At 65.2% G+C, this 26,486-nt stretch carries 28 protein-coding genes and 1 pseudogene; 17 read left to right on the top strand and 12 right to left on the bottom strand.

Annotated elements, in window-relative coordinates; all coding sequences use genetic code 11:
* Complete coding sequence (locus tag LIW51_RS00800; RefSeq protein WP_227375366.1) at window positions 1-762, top strand: coenzyme F420-0:L-glutamate ligase; 762 nt, start codon at window positions 1-3, stop codon at window positions 760-762.
* On the top strand, window positions 749-1,729 hold the full coding sequence (locus tag LIW51_RS00795) for a 5,10-methylenetetrahydromethanopterin reductase (RefSeq protein ID WP_227375365.1): 981 nt from the start codon (window positions 749-751) through the stop codon (window positions 1,727-1,729). Before LIW51_RS00800 ends, LIW51_RS00795 begins: the two co-directional genes overlap by 14 nt.
* On the opposite strand, the gene LIW51_RS00790 is transcribed toward LIW51_RS00795, so the two are convergent.
* Complete coding sequence (locus LIW51_RS00790; protein ID WP_227375364.1) at window positions 1,692-1,892, bottom strand: DUF8024 family protein; 201 nt, start codon at window positions 1,890-1,892, stop codon at window positions 1,692-1,694. The genes LIW51_RS00795 and LIW51_RS00790 overlap by 38 nt on opposite strands.
* A gap of 72 nt (window positions 1,893-1,964) precedes the next feature.
* On the opposite strand from LIW51_RS00790, the gene LIW51_RS00785 reads away from it, so the two are divergent.
* The 5 genes from LIW51_RS00785 (at window position 1,965) to yciH (ending at window position 7,227) form a co-directional block, all read left to right on the top strand.
* Complete coding sequence (locus LIW51_RS00785) at window positions 1,965-2,297, top strand: DUF7573 domain-containing protein (protein ID WP_227375363.1); 333 nt, start codon at window positions 1,965-1,967, stop codon at window positions 2,295-2,297.
* Window positions 2,298-2,554: 257 nt separating this feature from the next.
* Window positions 2,555-3,553: an AAA family ATPase gene (locus tag LIW51_RS00780; RefSeq protein WP_227375362.1), complete on the top strand. Its 999-nt coding sequence runs from the start codon at window positions 2,555-2,557 to the stop codon at window positions 3,551-3,553.
* 1 nt (window position 3,554) lies between these two features.
* A complete protein-coding gene (locus LIW51_RS00775; protein WP_227375361.1) occupies window positions 3,555-4,646 on the top strand; it encodes a DUF58 domain-containing protein in 1,092 nt (363 codons plus the stop codon).
* Window positions 4,643-6,853 carry a transglutaminase TgpA family protein gene (locus tag LIW51_RS00770; protein ID WP_227375360.1) on the top strand — a complete coding sequence of 737 codons (2,211 nt, stop codon included), beginning with the start codon at window positions 4,643-4,645 and terminating at the stop codon, window positions 6,851-6,853. Before LIW51_RS00775 ends, LIW51_RS00770 begins: the two co-directional genes overlap by 4 nt.
* An 80-nt stretch (window positions 6,854-6,933) precedes the next feature.
* Complete coding sequence (gene yciH, locus LIW51_RS00765; RefSeq protein WP_227352784.1) at window positions 6,934-7,227, top strand: stress response translation initiation inhibitor YciH; 294 nt, start codon at window positions 6,934-6,936, stop codon at window positions 7,225-7,227.
* Window positions 7,228-7,338: 111 nt separating this feature from the next.
* Here yciH and LIW51_RS00760 read toward each other — a convergent pair whose 3' ends face one another.
* On the bottom strand, window positions 7,339-7,686 hold the full coding sequence (locus LIW51_RS00760) for a rhodanese-like domain-containing protein (protein ID WP_227375359.1): 348 nt from the start codon (window positions 7,684-7,686) through the stop codon (window positions 7,339-7,341).
* A 74-nt stretch (window positions 7,687-7,760) separates the two neighbouring features.
* Here LIW51_RS00760 and LIW51_RS38355 point away from each other — a divergent pair, with 74 nt between their 5' ends.
* Window positions 7,761-7,883, top strand: a complete 123-nt coding sequence (locus LIW51_RS38355) for a hypothetical protein (protein WP_255766877.1) — start codon at window positions 7,761-7,763, stop codon at window positions 7,881-7,883.
* A 25-nt stretch (window positions 7,884-7,908) separates the two neighbouring features.
* Here LIW51_RS38355 and LIW51_RS00755 read toward each other — a convergent pair whose 3' ends face one another.
* Entirely contained in the window at window positions 7,909-8,427 is a 519-nt protein-coding gene (locus tag LIW51_RS00755; protein WP_227375358.1) for an NUDIX hydrolase, read from the bottom strand.
* Window positions 8,424-8,987: an NUDIX hydrolase gene (locus LIW51_RS00750; RefSeq protein WP_227375357.1), complete on the bottom strand. Its 564-nt coding sequence runs from the start codon at window positions 8,985-8,987 to the stop codon at window positions 8,424-8,426. The genes LIW51_RS00755 and LIW51_RS00750 overlap by 4 nt, the downstream gene beginning before the upstream one ends.
* 518 nt (window positions 8,988-9,505) lie before the next feature.
* Here LIW51_RS00750 and rimI point away from each other — a divergent pair.
* From rimI to LIW51_RS00735, 3 genes are read left to right on the top strand one after another with little or no spacing between them, the layout of a single operon-like run.
* Window positions 9,506-9,976, top strand: a complete 471-nt coding sequence (gene rimI / locus LIW51_RS00745) for a ribosomal protein S18-alanine N-acetyltransferase (protein WP_227375356.1) — start codon at window positions 9,506-9,508, stop codon at window positions 9,974-9,976.
* A 34-nt stretch (window positions 9,977-10,010) separates the two neighbouring features.
* Window positions 10,011-10,406 carry a DUF5810 domain-containing protein gene (locus LIW51_RS00740; RefSeq protein ID WP_227375355.1) on the top strand — a complete coding sequence of 132 codons (396 nt, stop codon included), beginning with the start codon at window positions 10,011-10,013 and terminating at the stop codon, window positions 10,404-10,406.
* 24 nt (window positions 10,407-10,430) lie between these two features.
* Window positions 10,431-10,841 (top strand): DUF5809 family protein, encoded by a 411-nt coding sequence (locus LIW51_RS00735; protein ID WP_227375354.1) that lies wholly within the window; start codon window positions 10,431-10,433, stop codon window positions 10,839-10,841.
* A 3-nt stretch (window positions 10,842-10,844) separates the two neighbouring features.
* Here LIW51_RS00735 and LIW51_RS00730 read toward each other — a convergent pair whose 3' ends face one another.
* The 3 genes from LIW51_RS00730 to LIW51_RS00720 all read right to left on the bottom strand — a co-directional run bounded on the left by LIW51_RS00730 (window position 10,845) and on the right by LIW51_RS00720 (window position 14,193).
* Window positions 10,845-11,285, bottom strand: a complete 441-nt coding sequence (locus LIW51_RS00730; RefSeq protein ID WP_227375353.1) for a metal-dependent transcriptional regulator — start codon at window positions 11,283-11,285, stop codon at window positions 10,845-10,847.
* 128 nt (window positions 11,286-11,413) lie between these two features.
* A complete protein-coding gene (locus LIW51_RS00725) occupies window positions 11,414-13,396 on the bottom strand; it encodes an aconitate hydratase (RefSeq protein ID WP_227375352.1) in 1,983 nt (660 codons plus the stop codon).
* Between the two features lie 110 nt (window positions 13,397-13,506).
* Complete coding sequence (locus LIW51_RS00720) at window positions 13,507-14,193, bottom strand: hypothetical protein (protein WP_227375351.1); 687 nt, start codon at window positions 14,191-14,193, stop codon at window positions 13,507-13,509.
* Between the two features lie 116 nt (window positions 14,194-14,309).
* Here LIW51_RS00720 and LIW51_RS00715 point away from each other — a divergent pair, with 116 nt between their 5' ends.
* The 3 genes from LIW51_RS00715 (at window position 14,310) to LIW51_RS00705 (ending at window position 17,100) form a co-directional block, all read left to right on the top strand.
* Window positions 14,310-15,014 carry a hypothetical protein gene (locus LIW51_RS00715; RefSeq protein ID WP_227375350.1) on the top strand — a complete coding sequence of 235 codons (705 nt, stop codon included), beginning with the start codon at window positions 14,310-14,312 and terminating at the stop codon, window positions 15,012-15,014.
* A gap of 41 nt (window positions 15,015-15,055) precedes the next feature.
* Entirely contained in the window at window positions 15,056-15,553 is a 498-nt protein-coding gene (locus LIW51_RS00710; protein ID WP_227375349.1) for a deoxyuridine 5'-triphosphate nucleotidohydrolase, read from the top strand.
* Window positions 15,554-15,663: 110 nt separating this feature from the next.
* On the top strand, window positions 15,664-17,100 hold the full coding sequence (locus LIW51_RS00705; RefSeq protein WP_227375348.1) for a S8 family serine peptidase: 1,437 nt from the start codon (window positions 15,664-15,666) through the stop codon (window positions 17,098-17,100).
* 185 nt (window positions 17,101-17,285) lie between these two features.
* On the opposite strand, the gene LIW51_RS00700 is transcribed toward LIW51_RS00705, so the two are convergent.
* The 4 genes from LIW51_RS00700 to LIW51_RS00685 all read right to left on the bottom strand — a co-directional run bounded on the left by LIW51_RS00700 (window position 17,286) and on the right by LIW51_RS00685 (window position 22,404).
* Entirely contained in the window at window positions 17,286-17,462 is a 177-nt protein-coding gene (locus LIW51_RS00700) for a hypothetical protein (RefSeq protein WP_227375347.1), read from the bottom strand.
* A 150-nt stretch (window positions 17,463-17,612) separates the two neighbouring features.
* Window positions 17,613-18,512 carry a S8/S53 family peptidase gene (locus LIW51_RS00695; RefSeq protein ID WP_227375346.1) on the bottom strand — a complete coding sequence of 300 codons (900 nt, stop codon included), beginning with the start codon at window positions 18,510-18,512 and terminating at the stop codon, window positions 17,613-17,615.
* Between the two features lie 24 nt (window positions 18,513-18,536).
* A complete protein-coding gene (locus LIW51_RS00690; RefSeq protein ID WP_227375345.1) occupies window positions 18,537-19,598 on the bottom strand; it encodes a S8 family peptidase in 1,062 nt (353 codons plus the stop codon).
* 10 nt (window positions 19,599-19,608) lie between these two features.
* The gene (locus tag LIW51_RS00685; protein WP_227375344.1) at window positions 19,609-22,404 is read right to left on the bottom strand and encodes a S8 family serine peptidase; all 2,796 of its coding nucleotides are present in this window, start codon (window positions 22,402-22,404) and stop codon (window positions 19,609-19,611) included.
* A gap of 139 nt (window positions 22,405-22,543) precedes the next feature.
* Here LIW51_RS00685 and LIW51_RS00680 point away from each other — a divergent pair, with 139 nt between their 5' ends.
* From LIW51_RS00680 to LIW51_RS00670, 3 genes and pseudogenes are all read left to right on the top strand, one after another.
* Window positions 22,544-24,190 (top strand): helix-turn-helix domain-containing protein, encoded by a 1,647-nt coding sequence (locus LIW51_RS00680; protein WP_227375343.1) that lies wholly within the window; start codon window positions 22,544-22,546, stop codon window positions 24,188-24,190.
* 120 nt (window positions 24,191-24,310) lie between these two features.
* Entirely contained in the window at window positions 24,311-24,607 is a 297-nt protein-coding gene (locus tag LIW51_RS00675; protein ID WP_227375342.1) for an ArsR/SmtB family transcription factor, read from the top strand.
* 106 nt (window positions 24,608-24,713) lie between these two features.
* Window positions 24,714-25,202, top strand: a pseudogene (locus LIW51_RS00670) (SRPBCC domain-containing protein); the annotation flags it as partial.
* Between the two features lie 5 nt (window positions 25,203-25,207).
* On the opposite strand, the gene trpB reads toward LIW51_RS00670, so the two are convergent.
* A complete protein-coding gene (trpB, locus tag LIW51_RS00665; RefSeq protein WP_227375340.1) occupies window positions 25,208-26,383 on the bottom strand; it encodes a tryptophan synthase subunit beta in 1,176 nt (391 codons plus the stop codon).
* Window positions 26,384-26,486: the final 103 nt, after the last annotated feature.

Below are 26,486 nucleotides of genomic sequence, written 5' to 3'. Positions count from 1 at the left end.
ATGAATGTCTTCGCGGTACCGGGGATTCCGGAGGTCGAGTCCGGCGACGACATCGCGGCGCTCGTCGAGGAGCGCGTCGACCTCGAACCCGGCGACGTACTGCTGGTAGCGAGCACGATCGTCTCGAAGGCCGAAGGGCGCGCGTTCGACCTCGAGGAGTTCCCGGCGAGTCCGCGGGCGGAGGAACTGGCGGCCCGCCTCGCCGAGATTTCGGGCGAGGAGAAGGACCCACGATTCGCGCAGGCCGTGCTCGAAGAGAGCACGGAGATAATCGTGGAAGCGCCCTTCCTGCTCACCGCGACGCGGTTCGGCCACGTCGGCGTCAACGCGGGAATCGACCGGTCGAACACCGGGAGCGCCGACCTCCTCTTGCTCCCGAAACGACCGAGCGAGAGCGCCGCGCGGATTCGAGAGGCTCTCTCGGCGGACGTGCCGGTCGTCGTCACCGACACTTGCGGGCGACCGTTTCGGCACGGCCAGCGCGGCGTCGCCCTCGGCTGGGCCGGAATGCCCGCGAGCAGGGACTGGCGCGGCGAGCGCGACAGGGACGGCCACGAACTCGAAGTGACGGTGGAGTCGGTCGTGGACGAGCTCGCCTCCGCGGCCAACCTCGTGACCGGCGAAGGGGACGACGGGCTTCCGGTCGTCGTCGTCCGGGACTGGGAGTTCGGCAATCACGAGGGGAGCGAGAAGCTCTTCCGGGCGGTCGAGGGCGACTTCGTCCGGCAGGCACTTCGGGGGTGGGAGTTTGCGCGGGATTGAACTCGCGCCGGAACAGCCCGTCGCCGAACTGGTCGCCCTCGGCGAGCGCGCGGAACGCGAGGGATTCGACGCGCTGTTCGCCAGCAGTCACTACAACAACCGCGACCCCTTCGCCGTCCTCTCCCGCGTCGCGGCGGCGACCGAGGACATCCATCTTGGGCCGGGCGTCATCAACCCATACGAAACCCACCCCGTCGCCCTCGCCTCCCGCATCGCAACCATCGACGAAGCCAGCGACGGGCGGGCGGTCTGCGGGTTGGGCGCGGGCGACCGCTCGACCCTGCGAAACCTCGGCATCGACCGAGATCGCCCCCTGCGGCGCGTGTTGGAGACGATGAAAGTGTCGAAGCGCCTCTGGGCTGGGGAGCGCGTGAGCCACGACGGGACCTTCACCGCGCGGGAAGCAGGGCTGAACTACTCGGCGAGCGAGATTCCAGTGTACGTCGGCGCGCAGGGGCCGCACATGCTCCGGATGAGCGCGAAGCACGCCGACGGCGCGCTGGTCAACGCCGCACACCCCCGCGACTTCGCGTGGGCCGCGGAGCGAATCGCGGAGGGGTTGGACGAGCGATCCGACGACCGTGGCGAGTTCGACTTCGCGGCCTACGCCTGCGTGAGCGTCGCCGAGGACGAAGACGATGCGCGCGAGGCCGCCCGGCCGCCGGTCGCGTTCGTCGCCGGTGGCGCGGCAGAGCCGGTGCTCGACAGACACGGAATCGACCGCGAACGAGCCGAAGAAGTGGGCGAGAGAATCGAAGCGGGCGACTTCTCGGCCGCCTTCGAACGAGTGACGGCCGAGATGATAGACGTGTTCTGCATAGCCGGGACGCCGGGGACGGTGGCCGACCGAATCGCCGCCGTTCTCGACTACGCGGACAGTTTCGTCGCCGGGTCGCCGCTCGGTCCCGACCGCGACGAAGCCGTGAGCCTCACCGCGGCGGCGCTCGACCGGGCGAATCGGGGATGAGCGGCGACACCAGGCCGCCGAGGGCGAGGTAGCCGAAGAAGAGCGACGAGAAGCCGATGAGGAGCACCCCGACGAGCAGAAGGAACGCGGAGACGGGGTTCACCGCCGCGATGTCGGTAAACAGGCGAATCATTTCGGTGACGTTTGCGATGAGTCCTGCCATGGTCGAACGTCCGTACTGGGGGTACTTGTTTGCTCCGTCACGCTTACGACGGGAGGCTTCGTAGGCGAGGACGTGTCAGAGGATACGTCGCTGTCGGAGTTCGTGACGGGGAAAACCGACGAGGCGGACGGTGAAGCGTCCGAGTCCGTCAGTTCGGACGAGGACGACGGAGAAACGTCCAAATCGATCGGAGCGGACTCAGAGGTCGGCGAAACCTCCGAGTCCGTCGCGGAAGCCGAGAAAGGCTCGAAATCCGCCGCGCGCGGTGAGTCGGACGTCGAACCGGCCAGCGCGACGTACGGGTGGACGCCCGACGGAACGGCGTGCGAGTGCTGCGGCGAGTCGGTTGAACAACGATGGTTGGACGACGACGAGATGGTCTGTTCGGACTGCAAGGAGTGGTAGCAGGACACGGGTCGTACCGTTCGGCCCGCGCTCGTCGCGCACTGACGACGGAATCGACGAGACGTCCGCGCCAGTTTCCGCGCCGACTGGGTAGAGTCACTAATCCACAAAGTATTCAACCGAAACGTGTACTCCTCTTTGAGTAGCGACAAAAGTTACAAAGGTACGTCCCCATAGTACGAGTAACGAGGAGACGCCAGCATTGGCGTCTCCGGGACTAAGACCACCCGTCTCGATCTAACCGCCGCACTCAGAGCATGAAGGAAGCTAACAAAGAACCCGAGCCGACTTCCGTGGAACGACCGACAGACGAGTTTGCAGACCCACTCTCCATCGAAGACGCAGCGGATTTGGCACAGCGAATCATCGGGAACATCGAACACGTCATCGTCGGTCAGCACGACGTGGCCGAACACATCCTCACGACGATTCTCGCACGGGGCCACCTCCTGTTGGAAGACGTGCCGGGCGTTGGCAAGACGATGTTGGCCCGGTCGCTGGCGCGCTCTATCGACTGTTCGTTCAAGCGAGTGCAGTTCACGCCCGATCTCCTCCCGTCGGACGTGACCGGCGTCAACGTCTACAACCAGAAGACCAACGAGTTCGAGTTTCAGGCCGGACCCATCTTCGGCAACGTCGTCCTCGCGGACGAGATCAACCGCGCGCCGCCGAAGACGCAGTCGGCCCTGTTGGAAGCGATGGAAGAAGAGCAGGTCACCATCGACGGAACGACCCACGACGTGCCGAACCCATTCACGGTCATCGCCACTCAGAACGCGGTCGAGCAAGACCGGGCTTATGAACTGCCGGTCGCCGAGGTAGACCGATTCATGAAGAAGCTCTCGCTCGGCTATCCGAGTCCGGAGGACGAGTCCGAAGTGCTCCGGCGCATCGTGGGCGAACACCCCATTCGGCGACTCGACCCGGTGGCGAGCGCGAGCGACATTCGACGGGCGCGAGCGACCATCGCAAACGTGACCGTTCGGCCGCCGGTTCGCGATTACGTCACTCGACTGTCGAACTACACCCGCGACCGCAGTCGGCTCGGCGTGAGTCCGCGCGGGTCTATCGCTCTGCTCCGGGCGGCGCAGGCGCGGGCCGTCCTCGAAGGACGGGAGTACGTCGTCCCCGACGACGTGAAACTGGAAGCGGTGACGGTGCTCCCCCACCGCATCCGCAGCGACACCGGCGCGATGGGTGGCGACGAGGGCGACGCTGTCGTGCAGAACGCCCTCGACAACGTTCCGGTGGAGTGAGATGCTGACGCGACGCGGGCAGGTGTTCGTCGTCGTGGGCGTCGCCGGAATCGTGCTGGCGTTCGCGTTCGGCGCGCGGTCGCTGAACGCCGTCGTCGGCCCGCTCCTCGTCGCGCTCATCGTCGGGTACGTCCAGTTGAAACGAACCGACCACCCCGACCTCGACGTGACGGCGCCGAGCGTCGGATTCCGCGGCGACGAGGCGACCGTCGAACTCGACTTCTCGGCTCCCGATCCCTTCGCCGGAAGCGTCTCGTTACGGTTCGCGGACGGACTCGAACACTCAGGCGAACCGGTCGACGCCAGCATCGGCGAGACGACGCTGACGTTCGACGTTCGCCTCGCGGAGCGCGGCGAACAGGCCATCGGCCCCGTTCGCGTGGTCGGGGAGGACGTGTTCGGCCTGTTTCGGCGAACGTTCACCCACCAAGTGCGGGAGTCGATACTCATTTTCCCGCGGATCAAACGGATAGACGACGTGAAAACGGTGACCGCGTTCGAAGAGAGTCTCGGCGTCGCGGCGCGACGCGAGTTCGACCAACTCCGCGAGTACCAGCGCGGCGACCCGCTTCGGGACGTACACTGGAAATCGAGTGCGAAGCGACCGGACGACGGCCTACTCGTTCGGAAGTTCGAAACGGAAGAGGAGCGACAACGAGTCGAGATCAGCGCCGAGGCCAACGCGGGCCGGGTCGACGTCGTCGCGGACGCGGCGGCGAGCATCGCGGCGGCGCTTCTCGATGCCGGCGTCGCCGTCGGGATGACGACCCCGGAAGGCCGCGTCGCCCCCGACTTCAACGAGGGGCAGCAGACGAACGTACTCACCTTGCTCGCGCACATGGAGAGCGGTCGGGTTTACGAACGCGACCGAGAGCGGGCGGATATCGTCGTCCGCGGGGCAACCGAGTGCGAGGACGCAGAAATCCGGTTCGCCGGTCGCACGGTCGCGTTCGAGGAGTTCGCCACCGGCGGAACGGCCGGTTCGGCGGCCCAGGCGGTGCGAACCGACGGTGGTGAGCGAACCAACAAGTCGGACGTATCGCGAACGTCGGAAGACGAGCGTCGCAAGTCTTCTGGGGGTGAGCGACGATGAGCACGGCACAGGACGGTGCGTTCCATTTCGGCGGCGTCGCCGTCCCCTTCCACTGGTTCGCCGTCGGTTCGACGGCGGTGCTCATCGCGTCGTACTTGAAGATCTTCTACTACATCACGAACGTGGTGGGAGGCACCGACGACCTGCTCTTGTTCGTCGCCGGTGCGCTCGTCGGGGCGACGATACTGGCGCGCAAACTCCCGACGTGGACGGCGTTCGTGCTCGGCGGGGTGCTACTGGGCGGCGGGTTGCTCAGCTACTACTCGACGGTGCCGCAGGCGAACCTCTCCCAAACCGGCCGCATCGTCGCGGACAACGTGGCGCTGTTGACCGGGCTGTCGATCCTCCAGATGCGTGCGGTCGGGACGTGGGCGCTGGGCGTCGCGCCGGCGACCGCATTCGTCCCATGGTATCTCGTCTTCCGGCGACGGTACGTGCTCGCCGCCGCCAGCGGCGGGGCGGCGCTCGGCTTCTTCGTCCTCACCAGCGACGCCGGGTCGTTCGTGACGCTCACGGGGATGCTCGGTATCCTCGGCATCATCGCGTTCGGAACGATGGCTCGGTACGGCGGCACCGTCGCGCAGGTGGACGTGCTGGCGGTGGCGTTGGTTGCGATGGTACTCCTCTCGACGACCGTGAGCGTCGTTCCGGGCGGGAGCGTGAGTCCGATCCTCCCGAGCGGCGGCGGTGGCTCCGGCGGGAGCGGCGGCCTCATCAGTAACGAGCGACACGTCGCAGTACAGGGGAGCATCGAACTCTCGCCGAAGGTACAGTACACGGTGACGGCGAACCGCTGGGCGTACTGGCGGGTCGCCGCCTACGACCGCTACACCGGGAGTAACTGGATGCGAACCGACGGCAGTCGATCCTACGAACAGCAGTCACCGCCGCTGGGGAGTTCGTACGAAGTGCGCCAGACGTTCACCGTCGAAGCAAACCGCGTCGACGCCATGCCCACCGCGTGGAAGCCGATACGGGTCATCGGAAACCAGAAAGGCAACGTGCGAATCGGGAGCGCCGGAAGCTTCTCACCGAAGAACGCGCTGACGAAAGGGGAGACGTACAGCGTCGTCAGTCGCGTCCCCACGAAAAGCCCGTCACAGTTGCGAGACGCCGGGACGGACTACCCCTCAACCATTGAAAACCGGTACACGCGACTTCCCGCGAACACGCCGGATAGATTGGAACGACGGACGGACGAGATAACCGCCGAAGCGGACAACCCCTACGAGGAAGCCATCGCCATCGAGCGGTGGCTCGAAGAGAACAAGCGATACTCGCTCGACGTGCAGAAGCCGAACGGGAACGTGGCGGACTCGTTCGTCTTCGAGATGGAGAAGGGTTACTGCGTCTACTACGCCACCTCGATGGTCGCCATGCTACGGACGCAGGACATCCCAGCGCGATTCGTCACCGGCTACACGCCGGGACAACGGGTGGCCGAGGATAAGTGGGTCGTCCGCGGTCTCGACGCGCACGCGTGGGTCGAGGTGTACTTCCCGAACGTCGGTTGGGTTCGATTCGACCCGACGCCGTCCGGCCCGCGGTCGGACGCCGAACAGTCGGTGGTCGAAGAAGCCCGCGCGAACAACATGAGCAACGTCGACGCCGGCGGGAGCGAGAACAGAACGTGGACGCCGGAGCCGACGACCACTACTACCACGACCGAAGCGTCGACGGACGAGAACGAAACGACGAGCGACGTGAGCAACGGCCCCCGACCCGACCGCGGTCAGCGCGGCAACGACGCCATCGCGCCCAGGACGAGCGGCGGGACGACGAACACGTTGGCGGGCACGACCGCCGCTGGTGGCAGGATTCCCATCCAGATGCCGTCGACGGAGCAACTGCTGTACGGCGGGTTGCTTGGCGCCGGACTGCTGCTCACGGCGCGACGAACCGGCGTCCTCGGAACCATCTATCGTACGGCGTGGGTGCGCTGGCAACCGCGCGACGACCCGGAGACGGACGTGGAGCGCGCGTTCGACAGGCTGGAGTACCACCTCTCTCGGAAACACCGCGAGCGACGACCGGGCGAGACGCCCCGCGAGTACATCGACGCGCTCTCCCACGTCGGTGTCGACGAGCGAGCACGACGAGTGGGTGCGCTGTACGAACAGGCGCGCTACGCGGGCACCGTGACGAGCGAACACGCGGACGAGGCGGTGTCGATTGTGGACGACATCGTCCGCGAGTCGAGGCGTTGAAACGTGAGCGGATAACGACCTCTCGACATGGAAACATACCCGACAATGTTTAATAGGTTGCTTTCGTAGCCCCATGCGTAATGTCGGAAGTCTGCTCGACGTGCGGGCTGCCTCAGGAGCTTTGCGTCTGCGAAGACGTCGCAAAAGAATCCCAGCAGATCACCATCCGCATCGACGAGCGCCGTTACGGAAAAGAGGTAACGATTATCGAAGGATTCGACCCCAAGGACGTGGACTTGGACAGTCTATCTTCAGATCTCAAATCGAAGTTCGCCTGCGGCGGGACGGTCGAACAGGGTCAGATAGAACTCCAAGGAAACCACACCGGCCGCGTCGAGGATTTCCTGCGCGACAAAGGCTTCAACGTCGCCTGACGAGCAAGTCGGTCGAGTTCCGGGCTGGTTAGCGGCATCTTCCCCTTTGTGACCGTTTTCGGTAGCGCGCCGAGCGACGGATCGAACGTCGCAGAAGCGGCGGTTTTCCGGTCAGAACGGCGCGTCGGATTCGGCGTCGTCCGCCGATCGGAGTTCGTGATCCCAGTCGTCCAGTCCGCCCGCCATACTCTCGACGCGGGCGTCCGACGGAACACCTTCGTAGGAATCGATGAGCCGCGCGGCCTGGACGCTCGACTTGCCGAGCGGACAGACGGTGACGACGTGCTCGGCGTCGTCCAGTTCTGAGACTCGTTGCGGCAGCGCGTGGAACGGGATGTTCACGCTTCCGGGGATGTGACCGCGGTCGAACTGGGCTTGCGGTCGGATATCGACGATTCGCGCGTCCGCGTCGGACTCGACGAGTTCGTGGACTTCCTCCGTGGAAATCTCGGCGTCCATGAGCGCGGGCTACGGCCTCCGACGGAATAAGCGGCCCGGTCGAACGACCGAAGTCTTTTGTGAATCGTTACCATATGCCACTCATTCGACGAAAAGCGACGGTCGTGACGGCGATTCCGAATCCAACCCGGGAGGAGTCGTCGGAGCCGAGGAGCACGCCGACGCTCCGGGCGATTCGAGCGGGTCGATTGGAGTAGTGCCGGTTAGCGTACCGAACACCGATCAGAGTAACCCTTCTTCGCGTGCGAGAAGTAACGGCGGGAGCGCCCAACCGCACGTCGGTGCGGCGCGAACCGCGTCGATGGCGTCCGTGACCGGAACGGTTCGCACATCGATGAACTCGTCGGGTTCGAGGCGCTGGCGGCCCGGTGTGAGTTCCGACGCGAAGACGATACCTCGGCGCTTTCGCATCCCCGCCGCCGGGTAGTACGTTTCGAGGTGTCGGACGTTCCTCGCTTCGTAGCCCGTCTCCTCGCGGAGTTCCCGTCTCGCCGCCGCCTCGAACGACTCGCCGGGTTCGACGCGACCCGCCGGACAGGACACCACTGTCTCGCCGAGGCGCGAGCGATACTCCTCGATGAGGACGATCTCGTCCCCCGTACGGGCGACGATGGCGACCGAATCCGGCGGGTCGAACCAGACGCGCCGAACCGTCTTCCCGTCGGGTCGCCGAAGGGTGTCGTACCCCACCGCGTACTTCCCTAGCGAGACGCTCCGTCGCCCGCGGCGCTCCCAGTTCATCCGTCGAGCAGTCCGGCCTCGCTAGCGAGGAGCAACGCCTCGATGGTCGCGTCGTTGGCCGGTGCCTCGCGGGCGGCGGCGAGGGCGTCTTCGACCGGTATCGTCTGCACCGAGAGGAACTCGTTATCGTCCAGTTCCCGCCCGGCGGGAGTCAACCCCTCCGCGAAGACGACGCCGCGCTCGTGGCGCAACACGCCGGTCGCGACCCAGAACGATTCGAGCAGGGCGAGACCGTCCGCCTCGAATCCCGTCTCTTCGCGGAGTTCGCGCGCTCCGGCGGTAGTGTAGGACTCGCCGTCCTCCACGATTCCGGCGGGACACTCCAAACATCGCTCCCGAATCGCGGGGCGATACTGCTCGACGAACACGACGTTTCCGTCCGCGACCGCGAGGACGACCACCGCGGGCGGTAGCTCCGCCCAGTAGTACTTCTTCGTCGTCCCGTCGGGCTGTTCGACGAGGTCGTACCCCCCGGTGTACCACCCCGTCTCGTACTCCGTTTTCGATTCGAGCACCGACCAGTCGTGGTCGCGCCAGTCGTCTCGCAGGTCGTCGGTCATGGTTCGACTGTAGTGACGAACGTTTAAAACCGAAAGGAAGTGTCGAAGCGTCAAGCGGTGGCGAGATGACCGCCGAAATCGAGAGGCGACGTCAACTACGGGTCGGCAGGCGACACAGCCGCCGGAAATCGGTCGATGACACGACCGCCGAAGGGCTAGCACGCCGCCCGGAAAATCTCTGATTTTCCGGGCCGACGAACCCCCAACGGAGTGCCGAAAGGAGACGCTTCGCGTCTGCTGGAGGCACGACGGACCGGGGTGAGGACAGCTTTTGATCGACCTTTCGCAGGGAGATAGACCGAGCGCCGCACGGCGCTGGTCTCGGCTTCTCTCCCTAGAAGAACTCGACCAAAAGCGCCGGAAGACCTCATCAGAAATTGTCGATTTCTGATTGGCGCACAAGAGCTTCGTTCGCGGAACGTTTGCTAACACCTTGGTTACGCTGGTTTCGGCTCCCGACCGCAGAAAAAGCTCGTCGGGCATGAAGGCTTTATCCCATCGTGCCGAACCCCCCTGATGTGACGACCACTGCGAGCGAGGCGAGCTCCCCGACGATTCGTCCCGCAGAGGACGCTGACTTGCTCGCCGTCTTCCGAATCGAGAAGGCGTCGTTCAGTCAGCCGTGGCCCTTCTCGGCGTTCGAGCGTTTCGTGGGCGAACCCACGTTCCTCGTCGCGGTGGACGCGGGGAAGGTCGTCGGCTACGTCGTCGCGGATCTGGTTCCGAACCATGGTCGGGGACTCGGACACGTCAAGGACATTGCAGTACACCCCGCCCGCCGCGGCGAGGGTATCGGTCGGACGCTGCTCCAACGCGCCCTCTCGGGACTCCAGGCGCACGGCGTACACTCTGTCAAACTGGAGGTACGCGCCAGCAACGAAGGCGCCATCTCCCTGTATCGCAAGTTCGGTTTCCACTACCTTCGGACGGTACCGCGCTACTACGGCGACGGAGAGGACGCCATCGTGATGGTGGTCGAACTCGACTGAACCGTTTTTCCGTCCACGCTCCGTACCACCGAGCATGGGATTCGCGTGTCCGGTCTGCGAGACGCCACAGTCCGACGGGGAGCACCTCGCCAACCACCTCGCGTTCGCCGCCATCATGGGCGACGACGAGCACGAATCATGGCTGGACGAACACGCGCCGGGTTGGGACGACCAAGGCCCCGACGAACTCGCGCCGCGCGTCACCGAGCACGCGCTGGAGACGGAGTACCCGCAGGTGTTCGAGGACACGGTCGACGACCGGCACGACCACCGGCTGGAGGACGAACTCCAGCAGGCCGGTGGCTACGGGCGGAGCGCCGGGAACCGGAACGCCGAGATGGGTGCGGAAGCGCGGGCGATTCTGGACGAGGCGCGTCGGATGACCGAGAAGATGCGAGACGAGGACGGTGCGGAAGACGAAAACGAATAGTTCCCGCCCCGGAAATCACCGCGCATGGAGACGCACGGAATGCTCGCTCCGGACGGCGCGGAAGACGCGAGAGAACAGTACGAGGTCGTCGGCCCGGCGGCGCAAACCGTCGTCAAGGAGACGGCGAAAGCAATGCGCTTCGACCGCGAGGAGTACGACGAACGCGTGACGAGCGACGTGGTCGAAACCGCCCGAGACGCGCTTTTCGCGTCGCTCCTCGAAGTCCACACCGGAACGCGCGAGGAGTTCGAGAACGGGGTGCCCGCCGAGTTCGACGTTTACGAGGAAGGGAGTAAAAACGTGGAGTACGTCGCGTGGCACGTCGCTCCCGCGGCGGGGACGGTCGTCGCCGCCACGTATCAGCGGAAAGAGGCGGCGGCGGTTGCGACGCTCCGGCGAATCGTGTTCGGACGGGTGTACCGGGATATCGTCTGATGCTCACTGGAGCGCGTCGTCGCGCACATCGTCGAGGCACTCGCTGTACTCGTTCTGCGGTGCGTTACACTCCCCAGCGCACGGGTGGTCGATGCGCTCGCGGAGTTTGGCCGCGACCTCGTCGGAGAGCGCGTTGCCCATCTCCCGCGCCTCCTCGCGGTCGTCGAGTTCGAGGTCGTCAGCGAAGAAGTTCTCCGCGAGGCAGTGTTTCCACATTACTTCGCGGACGGTCTCCTCGCCCTCGTCGGTGAGCGTCGCACCCTTGTACTTCTCGTAGGTCGCGAGGTCGCGCGATTCGAGGGTGGCGAGCATCTCAGTGACGCTGGCGGCGCTCACGTCGAGGGCCGACGCCAGTTCGCCGGTTTTCGCCGGGCGACCGGCACGCTGACTGACGAGATGTATCATGCTGAGGTAGCGCCCGACGCTCGCTGAAACCTCGCTCATACTGCGATACTAGCGCGTGGCGGAGGCATAAATCATTCCCCACGACCTTTTACTGCGGTCGGGAGCCGAGACGAGCGCCGCAGCGGCACTCGTCTCGGCGTTCGAACGGCAGAAAAATGTCGTGTTGTTTAGTCGTCGGCGGGGGTCGCGCCGCTGTCGCCGGATGTAGCCTGTTTCTTCGTGTGGGATAGTTTGCCACCGTCGGCGAGGATGCGGCGTTCGCGCTCGGAGGCGTTGAGGGTCGCAGTCGCCTCCCACTCGTCGTTCACGCGAACCGTGAACTCCTCCTGACCGGAGCGAACCGCTTCGGCCACGTCGTCCACGATTTCGATGTCGTCGCCCTGCTCTATCTTCTCGTAGGTCTCCGCGTCGATTTCGAGGGGGAGCAGACCGAAGTTGAACAGGTTCGCCTTGTGGATGCGGGCGAAGCTCTGGGCGAGGACGCCCTGCACGCCGAGGAACATCGGGCACAGCGCGGCGTGTTCGCGCGAGCTACCCTGTCCGTAGTTCTCGCCGGCGACGAGGAACCCGCCGTCGGCGTCCATCGCGCGGGACGCGAACGTGTCGTCCACGCGCGAGAGGGTGAACTCGGAGAGCTTCGGGATATTCGACCGGTACATCAGGATATCCTGCGTGGCGGGGATGATGTGGTCGGTCGTGATGTTGTCCTGCATCTTGAGCAGGGCCGGTCCTTCGAGTTCGGATTCGAGTTCGTCCTTCAGCGGCACGTCGCCGATATTCGGCCCTTTGATGAGTTCGTCGTCCACGGCCTGGTCGGGGGCGATGAGGTCGGGGTCGTCGGCGCTGGTGCCGTACCTGTCACCGAGTTCGAAGCCGGGGTCTTCGAGGTCGCCGAGTTCGTCCGCGAGGTCGCGGGGGTCGACGATTTCGCCTTTGATGGCCGCCGCGGTGGCGACTTCGGGCGAGCAGAGGTAGACCGAGTCGTCCTCGATACCGGAACGACCCTCGAAGTTGCGGTTGAACGTCCGAACCGAGACGGAATCGGACGCCGGAACGTGTCCGATGCCGATACAGGCGCCGCAGGTCGCCTCGGAGAAGTTGACGCCGGCCGCCATCAGTTCGGCGACCCAGCCCTCGCGGGCGAGCATCTCGGAGGCCTGCTTGGAGCCGGGTGCGACGATCATGTCCGTCTTCCGGTCGACCGTGCGACCTTCGAGCATCTTCGCGGCGGGGAGTATGTCCTCGTAGCCGCCGTTCGTACAGGAACCGATGATGACCTGGTCGACCGACTGCCCGGCGACTTCGCGGACGGGCACGACGTTGTCCGGCATCGACGGCTGTGCGATGAGCAGTTCGAGGTCGGAGAGGTCGATGACGAGTTCGTCGTCGTACTCCGCGTCCTCGTCGGGCTGGAGGTCGACATACTCGTCCTCGCGGCCGAGGCGGTCGAGCCACTCCTCGGTCTTCTCGTCCGTCGGGAAGATGGAGGTCGTCGCGCCGAGCTCCGTCCCCATGTTGGTGATGGTCGTGCGCTCCGGAACCGAGAGCGTATCGACGCCCGGCCCGGAGTATTCGAATATCTTGCCGACGCCGCCTTTCACCGAGAGACGACGGAGCATCTCGAGGATGATGTCCTTCGCGGTGGCCCACTCGGGGAGTTCGCCTTCGAGCCGGACGTTGACGATCTCCGGCATCTCGATGTAGTACGGTCCGCCTCCCATGGCGACCGCGACGTCGAGACCGCCGGAACCGATGGCGAGTTCGCCGAGACCGCCGGGAGTCGGCGTGTGCGAGTCAGACCCGAGCATCGTCTTGCCGGGCGCGGCGAAGTTCTCCTTGTGAACGTTGTGGCAGATACCGTTGCCCGGACGGGAGTAGTGTGCGCCGAACGTGCCCGCCGCACTGCGGAGGAACCGGTGGTCGTCCGTGTTCTTGAAGTCGAACTGGTACGTCTGGTGGTCACAGTACTGGGCGGCGATCTCGGTCTGGACTTCATCCATTTCGAGCGCCTCGAACTGGAGCCAGACGAGCGTCCCCGTCGTGTCCTGCGTGAGAACTTGGTCGATCTCGATCCCGATCTCCTCGCCGGTTTCGAGCTCGCCCTCGACGAGGTGATCGTCGAGAATCTTTTCCGTAAGTGTCTGTCCCATATCGGCTAAATATCGACTCTCCGGAGGTATAAATCCCGCGTGTTTGCATTACCATCGTTCGTGGTAAATTCGCCTCTCGTGCGGCAATTTTCGCCTTCGGAACGTGTTCGTTACTCGAACCGAACGTCGCACTCCACGTCGGTCACGGTCGGTGTCCCGTCGTCGGCGCGCCCCCACGAGAGCGTCGGTACCACGTCGTACGCCTCGCTCCCGTTCTGAAGTTCGAGCCGCGCCGACGCACCCTCCGCGAGCCGACGATTCACCTGCGCTCGTTGGTCGGCCGCGAAACGGTTCGACGTCGCGGTGTCTTTTCCGCGTCGCACCGCGACGACATCCACGTCGAGACCGTCTGCGCTCGTCTGAAGATTCACCCGCAGCGGCACTCGTGCGCGGTCGTCTTCGAGAAACGGAAACGAGAGGGTGGCGTCTTCCGCGTCCTCCAGTCGGTCGATCTCCACGCCGAGTCCCGCGCGAACCGCGTCCATCGACTCCTCGACGGTGTCCATCGACTCCCGCACCGAACTCTCGATCTCCCGTCGAAGTCGGTCGCCGAAGTCGGGGTCGAACGGACTTGGGTGCTCGCTGCGAGCGCGTTCACGATCGCGCGAGTGAGGCGGTTGCGGGGGTTGTCGAGGGTGTCGAGGATACTCGGCCCTCCACCCGGTCGATGACTCTCGTCCGCGCTCTAGACCGCGGCGGAGCGCTTCCTCCCACGAGAGGTCGAGTTCCTGCTTGCGGCGTTTCAGGCGCTCGAACACTTCGTCGTCGTCGATGGTGATCCGGATCTCTCGGCCCATAGCCGGAGCTACTGGCCCCCCCAACATAACTGTTGCTATCAAACTCACATCGAACTCACATCGAACTCACAAACGATGCATAGATTTATGAGGTGGGTCGTGCAACACCGACTGCGATGGATACGCATACCGAACGAAACCGAGGAATCGGACGAGACCGAGCGATTCGCGTCTCGGGGATAACCAGCTTCGACGAAGTAGACGCCGAGCGATTCGACGTTTCCGGCGTAGCGACCGTCGAAGGCGACGTTCGCGCCGACGACGCATCGCTTTCGGGGTCGACCCACATCGGCGGAGATTTCCGCTGCGACTCGGCGGAGGTCTCCGGAGCAACCAACGTCGACGGAGACGTTCGCGCGGACAGTATAGTTATCTCGGGGTCGATGAACGTTGGGGGAACGACGGTCGCCGACGCGTTCGAGTGCTCGGGGTCGGCCAGCCTCGAAGCGGTCGAGGCGGATCGGTTCGAGGCGTCCGGTGCGGTCGAACTGGCGACGCTCGACGCCGGGACGGTTCGCGTCCGCGGCGCCATCGGCGCTGAAGTCGTCGAAGCGGACGACCTCGGTTTCGACCTCGTCTCCGACTCGGTCGTCTTCCGCCTCGTCGCCGATTCCGTGGTCGTCACCCGACACCGACCGGACGGGTTCCTTCGAGCCGAGCGCGTCGAGGGCGACGATATCGCCCTCGACCACGTCGCCGTCGGGACGGTCGTCGGCGACCGCGTGCGCCTCGGCCCCGACGCTCGCGTCGAGACCGTCCGAGCGCGCGAACTCGACGCCGCCGACGGCGCGACCGTCGGATCGGTGGAGCGCATCGAGTGAGAAAGACAACGATTTTGCCCCCGTGCGAGATTCGTTCGAGTATGTTCCAGAGCGGAACGTTCGTCGCGGAGCACGTCTCGGAGACCATGGACGAGCAGGTACAGCCAAACGGCATCGACCTGACGCTCGAAACCGTCTACGAACAGCGCGATTCGGGTCGCATCGGGCGCAACGAAAAGGAGATCGGCGACCGCCAACAGGTCGAACCCGAGCAGGTGACCGAGAAGTCGCCCGAAACCTACTACCTCCCGCAGGGCGGTTATATCGTCCAGTACGCCGAAACCGTCCAGATTCCGGAGGGACACGTCGGATTTATCTTCCCCAGATCGTCGCTCATGCGCAACTCCTGCATGCTCAACACGGCTGTCTGGGACGCAGGCTACGAGGGCAAGGGCGAAGGGCTGTTGCAGGTTCACCACGACATCGAACTCGAACGCGGAGCGCGCATCGCACAACTCGTTCTCAGCGAGGCGGATCACGATGGAACCTACGACGGCGATTATCAGGGCGAGAACGTCGAACGGACGACCGTCGAGTAGGCGAACGAAGCCGTTATTCCAACGCCAATCCCCGGAACATTATGTGAAGAATTACTTTTCAAATATCGGTGAAAATCGTTTAGTTCATTCGTGACGTGTTGGAAGTTGGAATGGTTGAGAACCAGTCACACGGACGGCGGCGATTTCTGAAGGCAACTGGCGCGGCGGCGGTCGCGTCGGCGATTCCGTTCAGCGGGACGGCGACGGCGGGCGACGGTATCCTCGACTCCGCGTTCGATTTGACGACGGGCGCCCTACAGCAGGCGCTCGTCGTCTTCGACAGCAACGACGACGTAGACCGACTCGGCGCACTGGATCTCGTGAACGGCTATCACAAGTTCGAGGTGCTCCCCATCGGCTTCACCGAACTCTCGGTCGGCCAATTGGAAACGCTCGCCGACTGGGATTCGGTTCGGTATGTCCAGAAGAACGTCGAACTCGACTACTACAACGACGATACGCGAGAGGTGACGCGGGTGTCGGAAGTGCAGTCGAGCGGCTACACCGGAGACGGCGTCCACACCGCGGTCATCGACTCGGGCGTGGACGGCGACCATCCCGACCTCCAGTCCAGTCTCGTGAACAACTGGCGTTGGGCGGGCAACCCGCTCGGGTCGCCGACGCTCTGGGTGCAGGCGGGGAGCCTCGACACCGACGACAACGGGCATGGCACGCACTGCTCGGGAACCATCGTGGGCGACGGAACGCAGAGCGGCGGACAGTACAAGGGGATGGCTCCGGACGCCGACCTCACGGTGTACTCGGCGGGGCTGACCCTGCTCATCGTCAAACCCGTCGCCGCGTTCGACCACCTGCTCGCGCGCCAGCAGGCGGGTGAGACGGACGTGTCGGTCGTTTCGAACTCCTACGGTTCGTCGAACGGAAACGCGTTCAACCCGGACGATGCGCTGAACGTCGCCACGTGGGAGGCGTGGAAGGCGGGTCTCCTCCCGGTGTTCGCGGCGGGCAACTCGGGGCCGCAAACGAACACGCTCAACCAGTACGCTAAAGCGCCGAACGTGCTCGGGGTCGCCGCGACGAAGGACAACAAGAAGGTCACGAACTTCTCGTCGCGGGGCCGCAAGCAGAGCGCCGACCCGAGCAACTGGGACCGCAAGACGGCGCTCGACAACTTGGAGCAGTACCGCAACGGCGGGTCGCCGTCCGGCCCGCTCGGCGTCTACCGACCCGGCGTCGGCGCGCCCGGCAACGCCATCGTCAGTACGATGGCTCCGACCGACCCCCTGCAGGCCGAGAGCGCGGACGACGGATTACTCTATTACGCGACCATCAGCGGGACGAGCATGTCCTGTCCGGCGGTGGCCGGAATCGCCAGCCTCGTCGTCGACGCCTACCGACAGAATAACAGTGGGTCGCCGACGCCGGCCGAGGTGCTGAACACCGTCTCAGCGGAGGCGAAAGACGCTATCAGCGGTTACAAACCATGTACCATCGGTTCGGGCTTCGTGGACGCCGCGAACGCCGTGACCCGCGCCGAGAACGGGAACATGGCGACGTACAGTGATGTCAGCCTCGTGAACTACTGAAACCGGTTCCACCTCTCCGGAACCGATACCACTATTCTAATCAACTCACTACCGACGGTCGAAGAGTCGTGACAGCCACGGACGTACTTAGACAGTGTGACAATTGCGGGGAACGGATGCTCGATATCTATCTCGAAGACGACCTCTGTTCGAACTGTCGGAAGGAGTAGGACGGGTCGGGTATGCTACTGCTCGTCGATCCTCGTTAGCCGTCGAAGACGCGCCCGAAGCCGATAGAAGACGCTTCTGGTCGCCACGCCGCCGAGCGTGCCGACTCCCGCCGTGCTCGCGGCGAGGACGGTGTTCTCTTCGGTGGTTCCCGGTAGCGTCCGCCACGTCTCGCCGTCGGTGCTGTACTCCACCGGACCGAAGGTGTACGACCCCGTCTCGTCGACGCCGGTCGGCGCCTCCGCGAAGTAGGTGCGGTCGTCGCCGTCGACCGTCCCGACGAACTCGACGTAGCGGTCGCCGCCTTCGAGGTAGGTCGTGTGGGCGTCGCCGCCAGCGACCGATCACTCGCTTGGAATCCGGTCGCGGACGCGAACCGACTCGTCCGCCGCGATGGTCAGGTCGACTCGGTTCGTCTGCCCACCGATGAAGGCCGACCCGTCGTCCGCACGCGACCCGGTTACGGAGAGCGAGGTCGGCGTGTCGGGGTTGGCAAGCGTCGTCTCGCCGAACTTCGCAAAGTCGCCCGCCTCGGCGCGCATCACGGCGGCCTCGGCGTCCACGAAGCCGGCCCCGACGTTCCACGGCGTGTAGACCGTGTGAACGTCGCGGGCGGTCGCCTCGACCGTGTTGATGACCTCGATGGGCGACGGGTCGTAGCCGTTCTTGTGGGCCGCGTCCAGCACGAGAACGCAGACTCCGGCGGCGGGGCAGGCCATCGACGTCCCGCTCATCGGCCCGTAGTACGCCTCGGTGTCTGCACCGTAGGCGTCCAGCGGGTCAGTCGACCCGAGCGTGCTCATTACCATGTCGCCGGGCGTCCCGACCGCCGGGCGGTAGAGACCGACCGGACGCTGCTTCTCGGGTTCGCCGCGAATCTTCTCGTGCGATTCGTACTCCAGCGTGTAGTCGACGGCGACCGACACCATCGGCTCCACCTCGACCCAGTAGGTCGTCCCGCCGTCCACGTCGGTCGTCAGCGTCCGGTGCTGGTGAACCGGTTCCTCGCCCATCTGCGCAACGACGGTGCCGTCTCTGCTCCCTTCGTGAACCGACACGCGAACCTGTTCGCCGTCCGGCGTGACGTCCAGCGTGAGTTCCAGCGCGTCCGCGTTCGGCGGGGCGTACCACTCGTGGAACCCGCTCTCGGTCGAAACGTCGGTGCCAGTCGTTCCGTTGTCCGCGGCGGGGCCGACAGTCCCTTCCCACGTGCCAACGTCCACGACGTACTGCCCGTAGGTCATCGCGGCGTGGAACTTCCCGAGATTTCAGAGTGCTCTCTTGCGGTCGTAGTTCGTTTCGCGGTTCTCGCCCGGGAAGCGACCTCGCGAAGAGAATCCCGTGACGTGCTTGTCGTCGCGGGTCGCGGCCACGCAGAGGACGTGCGGCGCCTTGGCAAACCGCGAGAGCGTGTCGGCGTCCGGCCCGGAGTTGCCCGCCGCGAACACCGGGACGATGCCGTGACAGAACGCCTCCCACGTCGCCACGTTCAGCGGGTCGTTTGGGTTGTAGCGCACGTCACGAGCCACGCCGTAGGAGTTCGAGATGACCGCCGGGTCGAAGTCGTCGTCCGGGTCGGCGGCACGTGCGAGCACGTGATCCCACGCGCCGATGGCGTAGGGCAGGTAGACCGCCTGATTCGTAGAGTAGACCGACAGGCGCGCTCCGGGGGCCATCCCCCGCCACCGACCGTCGCTTGCCGAGCCGTCTCCTGCGACGATGCCGGCGCAGTGGGTGCCGTGACCCAAGTTGTCGGTGTCGCCGTCGGAATCGAGGTCTATCCAGTCGGCGTCTCGCGTCCCGAGAGGGTTATCGACCCACTGCCAATTGGATTCGAGGCGACCCTCGAAGTCGGGGTGCGGGCCGATGAACCGGGAGTCGATGACGACGGCGTCGACGCTCGACCCGTCGTAGCCGAGTTCCCGCTGAACCGCGTCGACGCCCATTGCACCCCGCGAGTCGTCGTTGAAGTACTCCAGTTCGACCGCCTTTCGGACTCTGCAGACACCGTCCCATCCGGCGACCGACCGAACCTGGTCGGTCGACAGCGCCGCGTAGGTGATAGGGAGCGTCGAGTACTCATGTCTTCCGTCCGGGAGTTCGAGGTCGATGAGTCGACTCATCGCGTCGCGCGAGTCGAAGACGACGAGCACCTCGTGAAGCCCGGACGCCGAGGGGTCGAGTTCGTCGTCGACGGTGCTCATGTCGGTGCTGGCCCTCATGGAATCGGAGAGCATCGACCCGGCGACGACGGTTCCGACACCCTTGATGACGGTTCGTCGGTGAAATCCCTGCGACGGGTCGTCCAGTCGTGAGGTATTGCCGTTCATCCCGACCACCTTACGTGCTAGCTCCCAGCACGACCAGCGTCGCACTCGTTCCACTCACGTCCACCCACGACCGTCCGGGGTTCACCTGAACCGGCCCCATCGCGTACTCGCCCGATTGAGTGAGCGAGTCGGGTGCCTCGACGAAGTAGGTGTACTCGGTCTGCTCGTCGGCGGTGGCGTCGGCCGTGAAGTAGACGTGCTGCACGTCGCCCGCCTGCTCGATCCTCGCCACGTCGTCGGAGTGTTCGACCAGCACGTCCCACGCGGCGGGCACCACGTCGCGCACCTGCGAGTCCTCCGAGGGATTGACGGAGAGTTTCACGTGGTTCGTCTGACCGCCGGTAAAGACGCTGGCGTCGTTCTCCCGCGTCCCGTCCGCGAAGAAGCCCTCGGTGGTCGATACGTCCACGTCGAAGTGCGCCTGCACGTCGTTTCCGTTGACCGCGCCGGGAACGTCGACGAGTTTGCCAACGACGTAGAGCACCTTCTCGCCGGCGTCTCGGCCGAGCGAGACCGAAAGGGAGGCGTCGCCGGTCAGTCCCTGCGCTCGCCCGAGAAGGTTCGGTTCGCCGTTCTGCGCCGGATTCGCGGCGGCGTAGGCGAACAGATCGATGTGCGGGTCGCCCTTCGCCATGCTATTGTTGCAGCCCGATAGGTGGCTGAACGTCACGCTCACGTTGACGGTGCCCGGCCCGGCCTCGACGTAGCCCGCGAAGGCGCGCTCGTCCTCGGGGACGTTCAGGCCGATCGTGGCGTCCGTCACGCCCGTCGCGTCACAGGTCACGGCGTCGATGGCCGCGCCGACGTTCGCCCGTCCGTAGCCCTCGTAAGGGTCGCGAGCGCCGAAGTCGTAGGTCGGTCCCTCGGTTCGGTGGTACGGAGCGGCGGTGAACGCGGTTTCGGAAGCGGACGCGAGGATGGCTTGCTTCAGCAGGAGCACGTCCTCCATCCCCGCTTCGTCGGGCGACGAGAGTCGAATCCGGCCCGGTGCGTCGGTGCTCTCCATCGCCTCCGCGACGAGTCCCGAGATGCCCGAGACGTAGGGCGCGGCCATGCTGGTGCCCGCCTTGCCCGTGTAATCGCGGATGGGCGGTTGTTCGCCCTCGGGGTCGGCGGCGATACCCTTCTTCGCCGCCCGCGCGAGGTCAGTGACGGTGCCGCCCGGCGCGGTCACGTCGGGCTTGCGGTAGACGGTGTTCGAATCCTCGTCGTAGGCTCCGAGGCCGCCGCTGGAGTAGCCCGCGATTCCGTCGAGTGGGCCGGTTGCGACGACGGATATCGCCTCGTCCGCGACGTTCGGCGCACCGTTTCCGTTGGCCGGCGTCCCGGCGTTTCCAGCGGCTGCGGAGACGAGGACGCCCGCTGACGCGATGTCCTCGATAAGAGAGGGGTCTTCGGTCAGCAGGCCGCCCGCCGCGCCGAGGGGCGCGCCGCCGACGTAGCCCCAAGACATGTTGACGACGCGGATATTGAACCGGTCGGCGAACGTCTCGGCGTGCTGCGCGAGGTCGGCGGTCGCGCCGCCGAGTCCCTGCAACCCGACGACGCTGGAATTGGGTGCGATGCCGGCGTGGACGGAACGGTCGCCCGTCGCGGTGCGGTCGCCGACCGACTCGTCTTCCGCGAAGAACGCGCCGACGCTCACGGCGTCGACCGTGGCAGTCGAGGCGGCTTCTCCCTCGGCGGGCCGAACGTAGACGGTGTATGTCGCCGTGTCCGAATCGTGGACGGTGTGGGCTTCCGCGACGTTGTTGTCCCACTCGCTGGTGTCCGAGAGCACCTTCGAGGAGCCGAGTTCCTGGCCATTCGGTCCCTCGATGATGATCTCGATACCGTCGCCGTAGGCGCTCCCGAAGACGCCGCGGTCGGGGCGAGCGTCGACTTCGTACGACAGCGTCTCGCCGAGCGTCAGGGTCGTCTGGGGGTCGTCCTCGGCGACGGTATCAGGATCGACCGCGCTGGCGATTCCCGACCCGGCCATGATGGACGTGACGTGCGTGCCGTGCCCGTTCTCGTCGCGGGGTTTGGCGTAGCTTCCGTAGCGACTGTCCGAGTCGTACCAGCCGACGACTTTCGGGGTGTCCGGCTCGACGCTCCCCGGGAAGACGCTCCCGTCGTAGGGCGTGAGCGACCCTTCGTACCGGTAGTAGTCGCCCGTGATCTCGTAGTCGGCGGCGACGTTCAGATAGGTCTTGACGACGAAGGCGTACTCGCCGCCCGCGTCCACGTCGACCGTGAGCGTCTCGGGATTCTTCGCCGTCGCAGCGGTCGCAACACGTTCGCCGGAGGCGTTCTCGATGTAGAATTCGAGGTCTTCGCCCTCGCCCTGCACGTTCTCCGGCGACCACGCGCAGGCCGCCTGGATCTCGTCCGCGCCGTCCGGCACCACGAAGGAGTGGCGCTTCGTCGTCGGCACGACGAACGTTCCTGGGCCGATGGTGCCAGAGAACGATTCGGACCGGTCGAGTTCGACGCGCTGCACCGCGTCCGGGCCATCTTTCGTGACGAGGAGTTCGCCGTCCCGGGCGACCGCCCGGACGCCGTTCCACGGGCCGACGTCGAGGTGGCGCGCGTCGATGCCGCTGTCGGTCAAGCCGATGGTTCGGTCAGTTCGGCCGCGATAGCCGCGTTCCCATGCGTGGGTCGCTTCTCGTACCCGCCAGTTCGCAAACCGATCACTGAACCCGTCACTGGCGGTTGCCAGCCCCGAGAGCAGGCCCGCTCCGGCGAGGGCACCGCTCGCCGCGAGAAACGAACGTCGGGAAAGTGCGAACTTCGACTCGTCGTGGGGTTGCTCCGTTCCCATACCGCATGAAAGTATAACTCGTTGAAAAGAGATTGTGACAAAACCGTCCAAACGTCCAACCGATCGAACTGTTTGGGTCAACGGCAGGTAACCATAAATATCTGGAACGTTGTATGCTAACTGAGGGCACACGAACCGAATGGCCGCACGTATCGACCGGCCCAGCGCGGTGATACTCGTCACGCTCCTCTGTTTGCCGAACCTCGCCGCCGCGATACCGGGCGGCGAGGCGGTCGAGGGCCCGCTAAACGGGACGAAAACCACGGTCGAAGAGACTACGACCGCAGTCGAGACGATCGATATTGGCGATACCGTGACGGCGAGCGACGCGACGACGCGAACCACGCAGGACACCGTTTCCAATTCTATCTCCGAGGTGACGATCGTCGCCGAAATGACAGTGACCGATGACGTGACGACGACCGAGGTGAGCAGCGGCGTTGGCGATTCGACCGACACCGTCGACGACGCGACCGATACCGTCACCGACTCGGTCGACGATACGACCGCCGAGACCGCGGAGACCGTCGAAGACACCTCGGACGCGACTCAGACGCTATCGACGGATTCCCTCGACGAGACGGGCGATTCGGTCGAAGCCGACGTGAACGACACGAGCGCGACCGACGCGGTCGATTCGTCGCTCGACTCGGAACAATCGACCGACGGCGTGAGCGACAACCTGACCGACGCGAACGTCACGACTCCGACCGGCGATAGCTCCGTCGACGCGACGAGCGACACCGCCGACGCACTCGGTGACACCACGTCGGCCCCGGAGTCGGACGGTGACGGCAGTTCGGAAACGACCGCCTCGTCCGTGGCCGACGCGACGACTGCGATCACCGATACGGTCGACGCCGCGGCGGAGACCGTCGCGGACATGAGCGATGCGGAAACCGCGAGTTCGGGAATCGGAAACGACGAAGCGACGAAGACGGTCTCGAACGGGTCGGCGACCGCGAGCGGCGGGAGCGATGGGAGCGGTGAGGAGAAATCCACCGCGAAGACCGGGGCCGGAGAGAACGACCCCGAAACGAAGACGACGGCAGCGAGTGGCGCACCGGCGGCGTCCAGCGAGGGGTCAGCGGGTGGAACCGATACGAGGACGCCTCCGGAGGGGTCGATTCCGACGCCGGCGGACACCGCGAAACTCGCCGGAGCCGTTCTCGCCGTCGGTCTCGCCAGCCACCTTCCGGACGTGACCGCGTTGACGGTCAACGTCGGGGGGACGACCGGGGTCGCACCCGTCGTCGCGGGACGAGACTGGGACCGATTCTGGCGCATCATCACGCCGTTCCGGTACAGCCGGTACGACGACTCCGACCCGCTGGAACACGAGATTCGGGCCGACCTCTTCGAGCGAATCGAACGCTCGCCGGGCACCTACCTCTCGGAACTGGATGCGGGGATGGACGTGTCCCTTTCGACCATCCGTCACCACCTCCGCGTGCTGGAGCGGGAAGGGATGGTGACGGACGCGAAAGTTCGCGGGAAGCGACGGTTCTACTCAGACGGCGAGAGCGTCCATACGCTCGCCGCCGCGTTGGCCGACGGGCCGACCGCCGCGGTGCTCGACGCGGTCGCTCGCAGGGAACCCGCCTCGGTCGGCGAGTTGGCCGACGAACTTGAGCGCGACCCGAGCACCGTCACACACCACCTGAAACGGCTGGAAAAAGACGGGTTGGTCGAGCGCGAGCGCGACGGGCGGGCGGTCGTCAGTCGGCTCTCGCCGGAAGCCAAAACCGCGTTTTCGGGGCGGAGCGCGGTCAGCGCGGACGACTGAGTTCGAGAGGTACGCTTTCTGAACGTTCATCGTGCTCGGACAGTTCCGACGATGTCGTCGAATCCGCGGAACGCGACGTATGCGTGTACAATTATATGAGTCCCGTGCATACGTTCCTGCGTGGCCGACGTATTCCAACTGATGGCGGATCCAACTCGTCGACGTCTCGTGGAACTGACCGCCGGACAAGAGCGGAGCGACAGCGAACTCGTCGAGGCCACCGGACTCAGCCAGCCGGCCGTTTCTAAACAGTTACGCCGACTCCGAGAAGGCGGGCTCGTGTCCGTGCGCAAATCGGGCCGATATAGGATGTATCGGGCTCGGACGGAGGAACTCCGGGAGATGCGGGACTGGCTGCTGCGATACGGCCCCCTTTGGACGGAGCGCCTGGACGCACTGGAAGAGCACTTAGACTAGACGTGATACCATGGAAGGAGAACTTACCGAGAGCGAAGACGGTTACGAAGCGCGCTTCGAACGTATCCTCGAACACCCGGTCGAGAAGGTGTAGAAGGCACTCAGCGAACCGGAACAGTTGCGAGAGTGGCTCAACGTCGTGGAGTTCGAGGGTGAGCCCGGAGGCGCGTTCGTCACGGAACACGACGGCGCTGACGATAGAGCGGAAGACCGCATCCTCAGTATCGAGCCGCCCCGTCTCTTGGAGCACACGTGGTGGGAGGAGATGAACCCGGACGGCGTCGTCCGCTGGACGCTCGACCCCCACCCGGACGGGTGTCGCCTGACGCTCACCTACGCGGCACCGCCGGAATGCTCCGACGACTGGGCCAGAGACATGGCGGGTTGGCACACGATGATCGAACTGCTCGCCTCGTACTTGGACGGAGTCCCCGTCGGTGAGCATCAGCGCCCGTCCAAGGACTCGGATGGAGGCAGATCGGGGGAACGGGAGTTTACGCGCAGTTCGAGGAGATCCACGCCGGATACGCGGAAGTCGTTTCCCGGTCCGGCGGGAAAACGCCGAGAAAGTAGGTCGAGGGAGTCGCACGGGTAGTTCCTCTACCGCTCGTTCCCCAAATCGAACAGTTCGGCGGCCTGCTCCATGTCCTTGTCCCCCCGCCCGCTCAGGTTCACCAGGATGACGTCGTCCTCGTCGCTCTCGTCCGCCAACTGTTTCGCCAGCGCGACGGCGTGGCTCGATTCGAGCGCGGGGACTATCCCTTCGCACTCGCTGAGTTCGCGGAACGCTTCGAGGGCTTGGTCGTCGGTGACGCCGTGGTACTCGCAACGCCCCGATTCGCGGAACTGAGCGTGCTCCGGGCCGACGCCGGGGTAGTCCAGCCCCGCCGAGACCGAGTGAACTTCCACGTCGTCGTTCAGTATGCGGGTACGCATTCCGTGCAGGATATCGGTCTTCCCGCTAGCGAGGGGTGCGGCGTGGCGAGTGGAGTCTGCACCCTCGCCGCCGCCCTCCGCGCCGTACAGTTCGACGGAGTCGTCGCGGAAGGCGTGGAACAGACCGATGGCGTTCGACCCGCCGCCGACGCAGGCGACCGCGGCGTCCGGCAACCGTCCCGCCTGTTCTCGAATCTGGCGTCGGGCCTCCTCGCCGATGACCGATTGGAAGTCGCGCACCATCCGCGGGAAGGGGTCGGGGCCGACCACGCTCCCGACGAGGTAGTGCGTGTCCTCCATGTTCCCGGCGAAGTCCTCCAGCGCGGCATCCACCGCGTCGGCGAGTCCGGCGTCGCCGCGGGTGACCTCGTTCACCTCCGCGCCCATCAGGCGCATGCGGAAGACGTTCATCTTCTGGCGCTCCACGTCCTTTTTCCCCATGTAGATCTCGGTGGAGATGTCAAGGAGCGCGCCGACCATCGCCGTCGCGGTCCCGTGCTGGCCCGCGCCGGTCTCCGCGATGAGTCGCTCTTTCCCCGCCTTCTCGGCGAGGAGTGCTTGCCCGAGACAGTTGTTTATCTTGTGCGCGCCGCCGTGAAGCAGGTCTTCCCGTTTCAGATATATCTGCGCGCCGTACTCCTCCGAGAGACGCTCCGCGTGGTAGATGGGCGTCGGCCGTCCCGCGAAGTCCGCCAACAGATGGCGGAACTCGCGCTGGAACTCCTCGGTGTCGTGAATCTCGTCGAACGCCTCCGCGAGTCGTTCGAGCGGTTCTTCGAGCGCGTCGGGGACGTGTCGACCGCCGAACGTCCCGAACTCGGTCGGTTTGTTTTGTGGCATGGAGAAGAGATGATATTTCGATGTATATAAAACTGCTCCGATGATCAGATACGGTGTTGGATGAACACGTCTTCCAACATCGACGTGCCGCCGAGAGCGGATT

This window comes from Haladaptatus halobius, from assembly GCF_020618475.1.
Lineage (GTDB): Archaea > Halobacteriota > Halobacteria > Halobacteriales > Haladaptataceae > Haladaptatus > Haladaptatus halobius.
This window is presented reverse-complemented; position numbering and strand designations above follow the sequence as displayed.